The sequence below is a fragment of the Nitrospirota bacterium genome (assembly GCA_004296885.1).
GTDB lineage: Bacteria > Nitrospirota > Nitrospiria > Nitrospirales > Nitrospiraceae > SYGV01.
Genome location: SCVN01000003.1, coordinates 48865 through 63690 on the forward strand (window position 1 = coordinate 48865; position 14826 = coordinate 63690).

Here is a 14826-nt window from a genome sequence, read left to right on the forward strand (position 1 = left end):
ATTGAGCGCGTCGAAGGCCGGGAAGTAGGATGAGGCCCGAGGGCCACTAAACGAAAGGAGGTAGGGTGAGGTACACCAAGACTCTGGTCGCGGCGCTGATGGCGGCGGCGTTGGCGGGAAACGGATGCCAACCCGCACCCAAGTGGACGGTCTTGCCCGCGCCGACCGGCACGAATACCGCTGCGGCTCATCACAACGACGAGGGCATCCACGCCTATGCGCAAGGCCAATGGGAGGCAGCGAGACAGCACTTCGCCGCAGCGATCACGGCTTCGCCCGACCTGGCCGAAGCCCATTACAACATGGGAAAGACTCTGTATCGCCTTGGCGCGACGAAGGAGGGAGACGCGCATTTCATCTCCGCCGCCAATTTGGCGCCCGGCAACAAGGTCATCTGGGATTCCCCTCCCCTGAAGAACGTGTATGTCCCCTCCAAGGAAGCCACGATTCCCGGATTCTCCGACGGGCACGCCGGACACAGTCATTGACCGCCCTGATGATGCTTCCAGTTTGGGGCATTTCTGACCTTCGAATCCTGCCTGGCTGCCCCTTTCCGCCACCGTGCAATCCCGTTTCCTGAGTCATAGGGTCTTCCTGCTTGAGAAAATCGAGCCGAAACAATAGGATCAGGCCTGCTCCGCACCGCCCCTCTTGGCATCCTGCTTGCTGCAACTGTTGGGGTGGAATGCATGAGACAGCCTCGAATCTTTCAGCGCCTCGGAAGAATCTCCTTAGCCCTCCTTGCCACATTGAGCGTCGTCGCGTTGGGCCTCGGCAGTCTCACGGGATGTACCAAGGAGAGCGATGAGGTCCCCGGCGCCAAACCGGCCGTGGCCACGGCCGGCCCGCGGCTCGTGCGCCTCAAGCCGGAGGCCGCCGCGGCGGCGGGGGTCGAGGTCCGCCCGATGGCCCGCAGCGAATTCCGGATGCACCGGGACTTTCCCGCCACGGTCCAACCCAACAAGAATAAACTGGCCGAGGTGACCGCGCTGGTGCGAGGGCGCGCCACGGACGTCTATGTGGATGTCGGAACCGATGTCGCGGGCGGGGCCTTGCTCGCCACGCTGTACAGCAGCGATCTCGGCTTGGCGCAGTCGACCTACCTGAAAACCGCCGCCAAGCTCCATGAGGCCGAACTGGCCTATGAGCGAGCTCGAGGCTTGCTGGAAGACAAGGCGATCAGCTTGGCCGAGTTCCAAAAGAAGGAGGCGGAAGCCAAGAGCGTCCGCGCCGAAGCGCGGGAGGCACGGGATCGCCTGCACGTCTTGGGCATGCAGGAGCCGGAGATGCAACGATTGGACCGTGAGCACACCATCTCCGCCTACGTTCCGATCCATGCCCCGTTCACCGGCCGCGTGATCGCACGGAACCTCGCCAAGGGGGAAGTCGTCGAGACGTCCCACGAGCTGTTTACGGTCGCGGATCTCTCGGAGGTCTGGGTGGTCGCGAACGTTCCGGAAAAGGACGTGCGGTTCATTCACCGCAACCAAACGGTCGAGGTCCGGCTCGCGGCCTACCCGCAGGAGGCGTTCCAGGGCGCCATCACCTATGTGGGGGATGTCCTGGAGCCGGCGACCAGAACGATGAACCTGCGGGTCACCGTCCCGAACCGTGACGGGCGGCTCAAGCCGGCAATGTTCGCCACCGTTCGCGTGTACACCCATATCGAAACCGGCGTGCTGACGGTGCCCTCGGCGGCGATCCAGCGCGACCAACAGCGCGCCTTGGTGTTCGTGCAGATCGAGCCCGGGACATTCGAAGCCCGCCCGGTGACCCTCGGGGACGAGAGCGGGGAGATCACCAAGGTGCTGGGAGGCCTCCGCGAAGGAGAGTCCCTCGTCACCCAGGGGGCGTTTGCGCTCAAATCCGAGCTCGAACACCATAAGATCGAAGAGACCCGATGATCGCGGCGCTCCTGGCATTCTCGCTCCGTCAACGCATCCTCGTGGTCGCCGTGGCCGCGGTGTTGGCCGTCGGCGGGCTCTATGCGTTCGAGTCCCTGCCGATCGACGCCTTCCCCGACGTGACCAACATCCAAGTCCAAGTCCTCACCGACGCGCCGGGCCTCTCGCCCGTGGAAGTCGAACGGTTCATCACCTACCCGATCGAACTGCAGGTGACCGGCCTGCCGGGCCTGGCCGAAATCCGCTCGATCTCCAAATTCGCCCTGTCGCAGATCACCGCGGTCTTTCACGACGACGTGGACATCTACTTTGCGCGCCAGCTCGTGCTCGAGCGGCTCATGTCGGTCCGGGAGCGCCTGCCGAAAGGGACGGAGCCGGTGATGGCTCCGGTCACGACCGGCCTGGGGGAAGTCTATCAATATTACCTGGACGAGCCGGGGGCGCAGCCTGACGACCAGGCGTCCATCGAGGCGCAGCTGACCGATCAGCGCACGATCCAGGACTGGGTGCTCCGCCCCCTCCTCAAAAGCGTGCCGGGCGTGATCGACGTGAATGCATTGGGCGGGTTCGTCAAGCAATACCAGGTGCTGGTCGATCCGGCCAAGCTGCGGAAATACGACTTGACGCTGCACGAAGTCTTCGACGCGGTGGCAAAGAACAACGCCAATGCCGGCGGCAACATCCTGGAGCAGCACGCGGAGCGGGCGATCGTGCGCGGGCTGGGCCTGATCAAAACCACGGCGGACATCGACACCATCGTCGTCAAAGAGACCGGCGGGACGCCGGTATTCGTGCGCGACGTGGCCGATGTGCGGATCGGCCACGCCGTGCGCCATGGCGCCGCGGTGGTGAACGGGGAGCGGGAGGTGGTGGCCGGCATCGTGTTGATGCTGCGCGGCGGCAACGCCAGGGAGGTCGTGCAGGCGGTCAAGGCCAAGGCGGAGGCTATGCGCCGCGAACAGGTCTTGCCCGTCGGACTCACCCTGGTGCCCTTCTACGATCGCATCGAGTTGGTCACCGCCGCGGTCCACACGGTCCGCGACGCCTTGGTCGAGGGCATCCTCTTGGTCGTGCTGATTTTGTTCCTCTTCATGGGCACCGTCCGATCCGCCCTGATCGTGATCGCCACGCTCCTCATCACGCCGCTGATTACGTTCATCGTCATGGGCCGGATGGGGCTATCGGCGAACCTCATGTCGCTCGGCGGACTCGCCATCGCGGTCGGCGAAATCGCGGACGGTTCGGTGGTCATGGTCGAGAACATCCACCGTCACCTGTCGCAACCCGGCGGGCCGCAACGCCCCCGCTGGGAGATCGTGTTCCAGGCTTCGAAAGAAGTGGGCCGGCCGTTGCTGTTCGGCATTCTGATCATCAGCGTCGTGTTCCTCCCGCTCATGACCCTCCACGGGATGGAAGGCAAAATGTTCGCGCCGTTGGCCTACACCATCGTGATCGCCCTCCTGGTGTCCGCCCTGCTGACGCTCACGTTGTCGCCGGTCCTGTCGGCGCTGCTGTTGCGGGCCGGATGGGCGGAAGATACGCGGCTGACGGTCTGGGCGAAACAGCTGTACCTGCCCGTGCTCCGCTGGACGCTGGCTCATCGTGGAACGGTCATCGCCGCCGCGACCGCGCTCCTCATCCTCAGCCTGGCCTTGGTCCCCCTGGTCGGGCGTGAGTTCGTTCCGATCCTGGACGAAGGGGCGCTCACCCCCCAGATCGTCCGACTCCCGTCCGTCTCCCTGCCGGAGTCCATCGACATGGAGAAACGGGCCCAGATGGTCCTCCGCCAATTCCTCGAAGTGCGGCTGGCCGTGAGCAAGATCGGCCGCTCCGAGATCGCCAACACCCCCGAAGAGCCCAACGAAAGCGATCCGGTCGTCCTGCTGCATCCGAAGGAACGCTGGACCACCGCGCACACGAAGTCGGACTTGGTGGACGCGATGCGGCGGAAACTGGCCGACGTGCCCGGCATCTCGGTCCTGATGAGTCAGCCGATCCAGGAGCGCGTCGATGAGTTGATCTCCGGCATCAGGACCGAATGCGCGGTCAAGCTCTTCGGGGACGACCTGGAGCTGCTCAAGGAGAAGGCCGACGAGATCGCCGCGGCTCTGCAGACGATCAGGGGGGTGCGGGACGTGAAAGTCGAACAGATCGCTGGCCAGCCCTATCTCACGGTGGACATCGACCGAAACAAGATCGCCCGTCACGGGATCAACGTCGCGGATGTTCAGGAGATCATCGAAACGGCCGTGGGCGGCAAACCGGCCACGGCCGTCTACGAAGGCGTGCGCCGGTTCCAATTGATCCTGCGCTTCCCGAAGGAGTATCGCAACGGGGTGCGCGCGATCGGCGAGATTCGCGTGAAGTCGGCCGCCGGCGCCTTGATCCCGATGAGCGATCTGGCGACGATCGAATGGCGGGAGGGGCCCGCCCGCATCAGCCGCGAACAGGCGCGGCGGCGCATTTACGTCGGCTTCAACGTGGTCGGGCGCGATATCGGCGGCGTGGTCGATGAGGGACGGCGAACACTGGCCGAGTCCATCCGGCTCCCGCAAGGCTACCAGATCGTCTGGGGCGGGGCCTTTGAGAACATGGAGCGCGCGATGAACCGTTTGCTGGTCGTCGTCCCGATCACGATCGGATTGATCTTCCTGCTGTTGTTCTGGACATTCCATTCGCTGCGCTACGCCACGCTGATCATGTTGAACCTTCCCTTCGCCTTGGTCGGCGGGATTCTCTCCCTGTGGCTGACCGGCCAATACCTGAGCGTGCCGGCGTCGATCGGATTCATCGAACTGTTCGCGCTCGCGGTGGGAAACGGAATCGTGCTGGTTTCCTACATTCACCAGCTCCGCCAGGAAGGCCGGTCCGCGGACGAGGCCACGGTGATCGGCTGCTCGCTGCGGCTGCGGCCGGTGCTGATGACCATGCTGACGACACTGCTCGGGCTTTTTCCTCTGGCCATCGCCCAAGGGATCGGTGCCGAGGTCCAACGGCCCCTCGCCACCGTCGTCATTGGCGGCCTGTTCACCTCGACGCTCCTGACCCTGGTCCTGTTGCCGGCCCTGTACCACTGGTTCGAGGACCCCCAGACCGAAGCGTCTGACGTCGGTTAGACGCTTCCTTGTCGAGAGCGGGGACGCATCATGCCCTCACACTGGCACACATTTCGGCCCGAGGCGCTGGCCCAAGAACTGCGGTCAAGCGTGCATGCAGGGCTGACCGAGGAAGAGGCCTGCCTCCGACTCTCGCAGCATGGGTTGAATGAACTGCCCGAAGCCCCGCCCGTTTCTCCGTTCACGCTGTTCTTCGCGCAATTTTCAAATCTCATCATCTGGGTCCTGATCGGCGCGGCGATCCTGTCCGGCCTGCTCCAGGAATGGGTGGATGCCGCGGCCATCCTGGCCATCGTGTTCCTCAACGCAATCCTCGGCTTTGCCCAGGAGTACAAGGCCGAACGGTCGCTGGCGGCGCTCAAGCGACTCTCGGTCGCGACCGCACGCGTGATCCGGGGAGGGACCCTCCGGTCCATCCACGCCCGCGAACTGGTCCCGGGCGACCTGATCCAGGTCGAAGCGGGAGACCATGTTCCGAGCGACACGCGCCTCGTCTATGCGACGGGCCTGCGCGCGCAGGAAGCGGCGCTCACGGGCGAATCCACGCCCGTCGACAAGTCCGCCGAGGCTCTGCCCGACGCGACTGCGGCCTTGGCCGATCGGCGCAACCTGCTCTTCCTGGGCACCGATATCATCGCCGGCAAGGGCCTCGCGCTGGTGGTCTCGACGGGCCTCCGGACAGAACTGGGGCGCATCGCCTCCATGATCCAGAAAGCCGGAGGGGAGGGCACCCCGCTGCAGCGGCGGCTGGAACAGCTGGGACACCAGCTCCTCTACCTGTCGCTGAGCATCGTCACGGTCGTCTTCCTGCTGGGACTCCTGCGGGGAGAACCGTTGATCGGGATGTTCCTCACCGCGGTCAGCCTAGCGGTCGCGGCGATACCGGAAGGGTTGCCGGCCATCGTCACCATGACGTTGGCATTGGGTGTGACCCGGATGGTGAAACGCCATGTGTTGATCCGACGCCTGCCGGCCGTGGAAACGCTGGGCTCCACGACGGTCATCTGCACCGACAAGACCGGCACGCTCACCAAGAACGAGATGACCGTCACACGCCTATACGCGGGCGGACGCATCTTCGAGGTCACCGGCGAGGGCTACGCGCCGATCGGGGAGGTTGTGGGAATGGTCAAGGCTGAGGTTGAGGTCAAGGAGACCCAGGAGGCGTCGGTCTTACCTCAACCTCGACCTCAACCTGAGCCTGGATCGAGCAATGCTTTGCGGGAGCTGCTGACCGCCGCCGTCCTGTGCAACGGCGCCACGCTGCGAGAAGAACGGAGCGTCTGGCAGATCGTCGGCGACCCGACGGAGGGCGCGCTTTTGGTGGCGGCAGCCAAGGGCCGCCTTTTCAAGGATCAACTGGAAGCGGATCACTCCTTCCTGGGCGAGGCTCCCTTCGATCCGGAACGAAAAATGATGACCGTGGTCCGGAAGACCGCCCAAGGAGTTGCGGCCTATGTAAAGGGAGCCCCGGACCTGCTCTTGCAGCGGTGTACGCGTCGGATGACGGCCGATGGACGGGTGGAGCCTTTGAGTGCCTCCGACAAGCAGCAGATCATGGCGATGAACAGTGCCTTCGCGCAAGATGCTTTACGGGTGCTGGGGCTCGCCGAACGGCCCCTGGAGCAGAAACCCGACGCGTATCGCGCGAGCGACATCGAACAGGATCTGATTTTTTTAGGCTTGGTCGCGATGAAAGATCCGCTACGGCCGGAAGCCCTCGTCGCCGTGAACGCCTGCCGCGAGGCGGGCATCAGAACCGTCATGATCACCGGGGACCATCGGGACACGGCGGCGGCCATCGCCGGGGAGTTGGGCTTGCTGGATGGAGGGGACACGATATCCGGCGCGGACCTCGACCGGCTGTCGGACGAGGAGTTGGGGCGACAGGTCGAGCGGTTCTCCGTCTATGCCCGGGTGTCCGCCGAACATAAGCTCCGCATCGTCCGGGCCTGGAAGGCCCGCGGGGCGATCGTGGCCATGACCGGCGACGGGGTCAACGATGCGCCGGCCGTGAAGGAGGCGGACATCGGCATCGCGATGGGACTCACCGGCACCGACGTGACGAAAGAAGCATCCGCCATGGTCGTGACCGACGACAATTTCGCTTCCATCGCCGCGGCAGTCGAGGAGGGACGCGGCATTTACGACAATATCCAAAAATCCGTCCACTACTTGCTGTCCTGCAATATCGGCGAGGTGCTGGTCATGCTTCTGGCCACGCTGATCGGACTACCCCTGCCGCTGCTGCCGGTGCAGATACTCTGGATCAACCTGGTCACGGACGGATTGCCGGCCCTGGCCCTGGCCGTGGACCCGGCGGACCCGGACCTCATGAGACGACCCCCGCGCCGGCCCGACCGCCGGTTCATTTCGAAGGAACGGATCATCTTTCTGTTTGTTCAAGGCCTGTTCATGGCGCTGGTCACGACCGCCGCCTTTGCTTATTGCTTGTACGGTATGGACCAAGATCTCGATCGGGCCAGGACCCTCACCTTCACAATTCTGGTCATGGTCCAACTCTTCCATGCTTTTAACTGCCGGAGCGATCGCCATTCCCTGTTCACCATCGGATGGCTGACGAACAAGCCTCTCTTGTGGGCCGCAGCCAGCTCGGCCGCCTTGCAGGCCGTAATCCTTCTGACGCCATGGACCCGCGACCTTTTCAAGGTCGCCCCCTTTGATCCCGAACATTGGCTGCTGGCGCTGGGCCTGGGCCTGACCCCGTTGACGGCGATGGAGTTGTGGAAACGAGCGGGCGGGCGGAGGCCGGGGCCGGCGAAGTGACGATCGGGTCTACCGAGCAGGGGCGGCCGAAGGAATACGGGGGAGGGGCGTGGTGAACTGGCCGTTTTTGCCGTACACCGTCAACTGCGCCGGCGCCGCACCGCCGGTCCGAAGAAAGATGTGCCAGAAGTCGCTGATGTTGTAGAGCTGGATGTTGTCGATGGCGGTGATGACATCGCCGAACGACAGGCCCGCCTCGGCCGCCGGCTTGGACGATTCCACCTGAACCGCCAGCACCCCCCGGTCAACTTCCAGGTTGAAACTGGCCACGATGCTCGGGGTCACGGTGACCGGCACGAACCCCACATCCGGCCGCATGACGGCCCCTCGGACCAGCATGGACTGAATGTGGGGAGCGGCCGCGTCGATCGAAATCGCGTAGCTGATGGCCTGAGCCGCCGGCGCCACGGCCGCATTGATGCCCACCACCTGCCCCGATAGGTCCACGAGCGGTCCCCCGCTGTTGCCGGGATTGATGGCCGCGTCGGTCTGAATCAAGTCGTAGAGGGTCTCGCCGTTCGGCGCAAGGATCGAACGGTCCATGGCGCTGACCACCCCCACCGTCACCGTGGAGCCGCCTTTCAAGGCGAAGGGATTGCCGATCGCCACGACCGTCTCGCCGATCTGGAGTTCGGCGGTACGGCCCAGCTTGGCCGCCACCAAGTCCTTGGCGTTGATTTTGATCACTGCCAGGTCCAGGAGAAAATCGCGCCCGACGACGCGGCCGGGCGTCATGCGCCCGTTGTGCAGGCCGACCACGACGCTCTTGACCCCCTCCACCAGGTGATTGTTCGTCAGGATGAACCCGGCTTCATCCACGATGAGGCCGGACCCGGAGCCGGGCGGGGAGGGGTGCTGCACCGCGCTGGGCGGCACGCCCCGGCTCATGACGGTGACGACCGACGGCCGCACCATCGCCACGACCTCCGGCACCGTCATCGGCTTGGGCTTCGCGCCGGCGGTGCCGTTGTCGGCAGACCGGGCCTCCGCGACCCAAAGCACCGCAAGCCAGAGGGAGCAGAGGGCGGCGCCCAGGCCGACCGTAAAAGCACGGGAAGGTGACCGGCTCTTCATATGAAGTGGCATTGTCCCCCAAATCGGAACAAGTCTCAAGAGACGCACCGGAAAATAAAACGGGCGAGGCTTGCGCCTCGCCCGCATGGTTGTCACGACCCTGCCCGCCGCACTCACTTGATGGCGGCGAACATCTCCTTGATCTCCGGCGTCTTCAGTTTTTTGATCGCCTTGGCCTCGATCTGGCGAATCCGCTCGCGGGTGACCGACAGGCTTTGCCCGACTTGTTCCAGCGTACAGGGCTCGTCCTGCCCGATCCCGAAGCGCAGCCGAATCACCGTCTGCTCGCGGGGCGTGAGCGTGCCCAGGATGCGATCCAATTCCCGCGTGAGCTCGGTGCGGTGGACGTGCGCATCGGGCGCCACCGACTGCCGATCCGCGATCAGCTCTCCCAGCAGCGTTTCCCCGTCCCCGACCGGATTGTCCAGCGAGACCGGCTCCTGGAACACTTGCATCGTTTCCTGGATCTTGTCCGGGCGCTGATGCATGGCTTTCCCGATCTCCTCCAGCCGGGCCTCGCGGCCGAGCTGCTGCACCAACCGGCGCGCGGTCCGCACGATCCGGTGCGAGGCCTCGGTCATGTGCACCGGAATCCTGATGGTTCTGGATTGGTCGGCCAACGCACGGGTGATGCCCTGACGAATCCACCAGGTGGCATAGGTGCTGAACTTGAACCCCTTGCGATATTGATACCGTTCCGCCGCTTTCATCAGGCCCATGTTCCCTTCCTGGACGAGGTCCAGCAGCGTCAGGCCGCGGCCGTTGTAGTGCTTGGCGATGTCCACGACCAGGCGCAGGTTGCAGCGGACCATCTCATCCTTCGCCTTCTCGAGCATGGCGCGGGATTCGCGCAGCTGCTTTCGGATGGCCGACAGGCGCTTCACGCGGAAGGCGGCAGTCTTGCCGGACGTCCGCGACTCGGCCACGAGCGCCTCCAGAGCTTTGTCGGCCTGTTCCAAGACAATGGCCGAAAATCCGCTCAGCCCCCGGACTTCGTTCAGGACCGCAAGCGCCGCCTCGCGCTTGTCGGTCTTGCGCATCCGCGCCGCAAAGACCACCGCTTCGCGCAACGCCGCCCGGATGCCCCTCGTGCCTCGATCGAGACCCTTGGCCAGGGTGATTTCTTCGTCCCGATTCAGCAACTTCCGCTCCCCGAACGAACGGAAGTACAGAGACTCCAGCGCCATGGACTGGTCTTCGATCCGACCGGCGGGCCCCTTCACAACCGGTCCCGGCTCTTCCGTCGGCTCCGCCTCGCCCGGCTCGCGGCCGATGACCCCCAGCATCGTGCTGGCCTCCGGATCATCTGTCTCCACGTCGAGAGCCTCAGCCGGCTCGATGTCTTCTTGCTGCTCTTCTATCAGCTGGTCTTTTCTCATCTCTCCACCCCTGCTCCCGGCCTTGCGGAAGTCTTCGTGATGATCGTCACAAGGATCTACGGCGATTCCTCTTGTATAGATGTGAGAGCCTCCCGCCCCCCAAAGGATTCGCCCGCCATGGCAATCTCAGCGAATGCCCAAACCTTACCGATACTTACACGAATATCCAAGGTTCAGACACCCCTCCATCCGTGAAGGCCTGGAGAGGAATAGTGCAGTAGGTAAGGCGTGCCCTGCGGAAATCAATGGCAATTCGGCAGAAAGAGGAAATTTAGCCGGCGGCCCCTTCGTCTTTTTTGATCAGGCCCTTGAGGAGGGGGGAAATGATGTCGATGGGAACCGGGAAGATCGTGGTCGAGTTCTTCTCCGCCGCGATTTCGACCAGGGTCTGCAGGTACCGCAACTGGAGGGCGATGGGATTCTGGCTCATGACCTGGGCCGCATCGGTCAGACGCTGGGCCGCCTGGAATTCCCCCTCGGCATGGATCACCTTGGAGCGTCGTTCGCGCTCCGCCTCGGCCTGCTTCGCGATGGCCCGCTGCATCTCCTGGGGCAGGTCCACGTTCTTGACCTCCACGGCGGACACTTTCACGCCCCAGGGTTCCGTCTGTTGGTCGATGATCCGCTGCAGCTCTGCGTTGATTTCTTCCCGCTTCGACAGGAGATCGTCCAGCTGGCTCTGGCCCAACACGCTGCGGAGCGTGGTCTGGGCCATCATCGAGGTGGCGTAGAGATAATCTTCCACCTCGACGATCGCCCGTTGCGGGTCCACGACCCGGAAATAGATGACCGCGTTCACCTTGACCGACACGTTGTCCTTGGTGATCACATCTTGGGGCGGCACGTCCATCGTGACCGTCCGCAGGCTCACCCGTACCAGCTTGTCGATCACGGGAATGATGACGACCACCCCGGGGCCGTTCCCGCCGATGAGGCCGCGCGCCAGCCGGCCCCAGCGAAAGATGACCGCTCGCTCATATTCGCGCAGCACGTGGAAACCCATGCCCACCAGCAGGCCGAACAAGACCAGGAACGCGAGAGGGCTCAAGAGTAGGTTCATCTCAGATGGCTCCCTTCTTGACCGCAGGCTTGACGTAAAGCGTCAACCCCACCAGTTTCATGACCTCCGCCTGGTCGCCCGGCTGGAGCGGCTGTTCGCTGATCGCCTCCCACAGTTCTCCGTGCACCAGAATCTTGCCGTGCGGAGCCACCGGCGTCTTCGCCACGCCGACCAGCCCCACCATACCTTCGCGGCCCGTCGTGGGCTGCCGGCGCATGACGCGCACCCCCATCCCGACCATCAGCAGGGTCAGCCCGGCCGCCAGGGCCACGACGGGCAGGATCACCGACCAGGAGATCTGCAGGAACGGGGCGTCGGTCTTCAGCAGCATGAGCGAGCCCAGGATCATCGCGGTCACGCCGCCGAGCGCCAGCAACCCGTAACTGGTGACCGACACTTCCAGGATGAACAGCACGATGCCCAGGAGCATCAGCAGGACGCCCGCATAGTTCACCGGCAGGGATTGAAACGAATAGAAGGCGAGAATCAAGCTGATCGCGCCCACGATGCCGGGCAGGATCGCGCCGGGATTGTACAGCTCCGCCAGGATGCCGATCGTGCCGACCGTCATCAGGACATAGGCAATGTTGGGATCGCTGAGGGCTTTCAACAGCTCCAGCCGCCAACTCATGGGAAAAAAGTCGAACGGCGCGCCCTTGGTATGGAGCACCGCCGGACCGGCGGCGAGCGCGACCGTGCGGCCGTCCAATCGGTCCCGGAGCGTCGGGAGATCCTCGGCGACCACGTCGATGATCTTCAGGCTCAACGCTTCCTTCTCCGTCACCGACACGCTCTTGCGCACCGCATCTTCGGCCCAGGCGACGTTCCGCCCGCGCTGCTCCGCGATGGACTTGATGTAGGCGACCGAATCGTTCTCGACCTTCTCCTTCATCGTCTTGTCCATCTCGCCTCCGCCCATCGCGACCGGATGGGCCGCCCCGATGTTCGTGCCGGGCGCCATGGCGGCGACATGGGCGGCGATCGTCAGGAACACGCCGGCCGAGGCCGCGCGTCCGCCGGAGGGCGCGACGTAGACGATGACCGGGATCTTCGCGGCGATAAAGTCCTTGATGATGATCCGCATCGAGGTATCGAGCCCGCCCGGCGTATCCAGCTGCACGATCAGCGCCCGGGCCCCGGTGGCTTCTGCATGGGCCAAGGCATCGTGGAGATACTCGGCGGTCACGGGATTGATGACCCCTTCATAGGTGGCTACGAGAAGGGGTGTTTCCGCTCGAGCCGTGTCGGCCACGACACAAGAGAACGCGCTTACAACCAGGGCTGACAGGGTCAGAAGAAGAGGAGATGATTTGCGCAACGGCGACTGCATCGAGCTGTCCTTGTTCGACATCGGGCCGAGAGGGAGGCCCCGCATCGATGGCGCACGGCGTGGGACTGACTGATGGGCATCATACGACCCACCCCCAACCCTGTCAAGAAAACCACGGAGCGTGCGAGGTGCCGAAACTACGTTGGTTGAAATGCCATCCCCGTTCTCCTAGAATGAGCCCACTATGCGATTATTGCAAAACGGCGAACGCCTGCACCTGGTGGACAAGAAGGGCCGGCAGTACGCCCTGACGCTCAAGGCCGGCGAGACCTTCCAATACAGCGGCGAGACGATCCTCCACGACGACTTGATCGGCAAGCCGGACGGGTCGTTGGTCACCCTGTCCCGGGGCAAGCGAATGCTGGCGCTCCTGCCCACGCTCGGCGACTACGTGCTCAAGATGCCGCGCGGCGCGCAGGTCATCTACCCCAAAGATCTCGCGATGATCACGGTCTGGGCCGATGTGTACCCGGGCGCCCGCGTCTTCGAAGCGGGGACCGGTTCCGGAGCCCTCACCATGGCGCTGCTGCGCGCGGTGGGAAACCGTGGTGCGGTCGTGAGCTACGAAGCGCGCGAAGATTTCGCCCGGACGGCGATGAAGAACATTGAGCGATACTTGGGACCGGTCCCCAATTTCACGCCGCGCATCCGTAATGTCTACGAAGGAATCGAGGCCGGCGACGGGCCCTTCGACCGGCTGGTGCTGGACCTGCCGGAGCCCTGGCAGGTGGTACCGCACGCGGCCCAGGCGCTCCGGTCCGGCGGGGTGTATTTGAGCTATGTCCCCACGGTGCCGCAAATCATGCAGACGGTGGAGGCGCTGGAGCGGGCCAACGTGTTTACGATGATCGAAACCTTCGAGACTCTGCTGCGGACCTGGAACATCCAGGGGCGAAGCGTGAGGCCGGACCATCGGATGGTGGCCCATTCCGGCTTCATCACGGTGGCGCGGAAAGTCGAGCCGGGACTCCTGGGGCCCGGCCCGGTCAGGGCCGAAACGGAGGACGAAGCCGATGGGCCCCAGTCCGACGAGGAGAACCAGGCATGAGCCGCTTGCAGGGGAAGGTCGCGCTGATCACCGGCTGCAGCGTCGGCATAGGGGAGGCGATCGCCCGGCGGTTCGCCCGCGAGGGGGCCTCGGTCGTCATCACCGGCCGGCGTAAGAATCTGCTCGACACGATCGTCGCCGACCTCGCACACGAGGGAGGCCGGGCGATCGCGGTCGCCGGCTCCGTCACCGACAAGGAGCACGCGCGGACAGCCGTGGACCAGGCGGTGCGGACGTTCGGCAAGCTCAATGTGCTGGTCAACAACGCGGGGATCGGCGCTTTCGGAAAGCAACTGCACGAGACAGACGATGCGACCTGGGACGAGGTCCTGGCCGTGAACCTCACCGGCGCCTTCCGTATGACCAGAGCGTCGGTTCCCGCCATGCTCGCGGCCGGCGGCGGCTCGATCATCAACATCTCCTCGATCGCCTCGCTGGTCGGCATTCCCATGCTGGCTGCCTATTCGGCCAGCAAGGGAGGCATGGATTCGCTCACCCGCTGCACCGCGATCGACTATGCCAAGCAGGGCATCCGCTGCAACGCGGTGAACGCGGGGCTCGTGGATACGCCCATGGCCGCCGGCTTGATCAACGACCCGGAGAAGCTGGCCTGGGTGATGACCATGTATCCGCTCGGCCGGCCGGGCAAGCCGGAGGAAGTGGCGAGCCTGGTGCTCTATCTGGCTTCGGACGAATCGGCCTGGGTAACGGGCGGCCTGTTTCCGATCGACGGCGGCATGACCGCCCAGTAAACGGAGGGCACGATGGATAGGATTAGGCATAGACAGGGACTCTCGCGCCATCCGGTCGGCGCCATGCTGCTCGTCGGCCTCCTGTTGCTCGCGGCCGGAACCGCCTGGGCCCAGGCCGGTGTGGAATTTCCCGGAACCGTCCTGCTGGTTGACCCGGCGGCGGGCAAGCTGGCGGTGAAGAAGGACGGCGGGGGCACGCGCTTCACCTTCGTAGTGAACGAAAAGACCCAGTTCGAAGGGACGATCAAGAGTCTGAAGGACGTGAAGAAAGACGACAAGGTCACCGTCCTCTATGCCGTGACGGGAAGCCAGTATCTGGCTCAGAAAGTGACGAAAGGAAAATGAGGTTGTCCGTCGTCAGTCTTCAGTTCTCAGT

The 14826-nt window shown here is 64.3% G+C and carries 11 protein-coding genes; 7 read left to right on the forward strand and 4 right to left on the reverse strand.

The features are described from left to right. The first annotated feature begins 65 nt into the window (after positions 1-65). The 4 genes from EPO61_01625 to EPO61_01640 all read left to right on the forward strand — a co-directional run bounded on the left by EPO61_01625 (position 66) and on the right by EPO61_01640 (position 7807). Entirely contained in the window at positions 66-488 is a 423-nt protein-coding gene (locus EPO61_01625; protein TAJ10535.1) for a tetratricopeptide repeat protein, read from the forward strand. A gap of 201 nt (positions 489-689) precedes the next feature. Beyond that, positions 690-1904: an efflux RND transporter periplasmic adaptor subunit gene (locus EPO61_01630; GenBank protein ID TAJ10536.1), complete on the forward strand. Its 1215-nt coding sequence runs from the start codon at positions 690-692 to the stop codon at positions 1902-1904. Further along, positions 1901-5020 carry an efflux RND transporter permease subunit gene (locus tag EPO61_01635; protein TAJ10537.1) on the forward strand — a complete coding sequence of 1040 codons (3120 nt, stop codon included), beginning with the start codon at positions 1901-1903 and terminating at the stop codon, positions 5018-5020. The genes EPO61_01630 and EPO61_01635 overlap by 4 nt, the downstream gene beginning before the upstream one ends. 30 nt (positions 5021-5050) lie before the next feature. After that, a complete protein-coding gene (locus EPO61_01640; GenBank protein TAJ10538.1) occupies positions 5051-7807 on the forward strand; it encodes a cation-translocating P-type ATPase in 2757 nt (918 codons plus the stop codon). Positions 7808-7816: 9 nt separating this feature from the next. Here the strand turns inward: EPO61_01640 and EPO61_01645 are convergent, their stop codons facing one another. The 4 genes from EPO61_01645 to EPO61_01660 all read right to left on the reverse strand — a co-directional run bounded on the left by EPO61_01645 (position 7817) and on the right by EPO61_01660 (position 12650). Then, positions 7817-8968, reverse strand: coding sequence for a trypsin-like serine protease (locus tag EPO61_01645; GenBank protein ID TAJ10539.1), 1152 nt, complete (start codon positions 8966-8968; stop codon positions 7817-7819). Positions 8969-8994: 26 nt separating this feature from the next. Beyond that, positions 8995-10260, reverse strand: coding sequence for a sigma-70 family RNA polymerase sigma factor (locus EPO61_01650; protein TAJ10540.1), 1266 nt, complete (start codon positions 10258-10260; stop codon positions 8995-8997). Between the two features lie 271 nt (positions 10261-10531). Then, the gene (locus tag EPO61_01655) at positions 10532-11320 is read right to left on the reverse strand and encodes a slipin family protein (GenBank protein TAJ10541.1); all 789 of its coding nucleotides are present in this window, start codon (positions 11318-11320) and stop codon (positions 10532-10534) included. 1 nt (position 11321) lies between these two features. Continuing rightward, entirely contained in the window at positions 11322-12650 is a 1329-nt protein-coding gene (locus EPO61_01660) for a nodulation protein NfeD (GenBank protein TAJ10542.1), read from the reverse strand. Positions 12651-12834: 184 nt separating this feature from the next. Between EPO61_01660 and EPO61_01665 the strand changes: the two genes are divergently transcribed. Genes EPO61_01665 through EPO61_01675 form a run of 3 tightly spaced genes read left to right on the forward strand, consistent with a single transcriptional unit; the run spans position 12835 to position 14795 of the window. Then, complete coding sequence (locus EPO61_01665; protein ID TAJ10543.1) at positions 12835-13698, forward strand: tRNA (adenine-N1)-methyltransferase; 864 nt, start codon at positions 12835-12837, stop codon at positions 13696-13698. Beyond that, the gene (locus EPO61_01670) at positions 13695-14450 is read left to right on the forward strand and encodes a glucose 1-dehydrogenase (GenBank protein ID TAJ10544.1); all 756 of its coding nucleotides are present in this window, start codon (positions 13695-13697) and stop codon (positions 14448-14450) included. Before EPO61_01665 ends, EPO61_01670 begins: the two co-directional genes overlap by 4 nt. A gap of 12 nt (positions 14451-14462) precedes the next feature. Further along, positions 14463-14795, forward strand: a complete 333-nt coding sequence (locus EPO61_01675; protein ID TAJ10545.1) for a hypothetical protein — start codon at positions 14463-14465, stop codon at positions 14793-14795. Positions 14796-14826 lie beyond the last annotated feature (31 nt).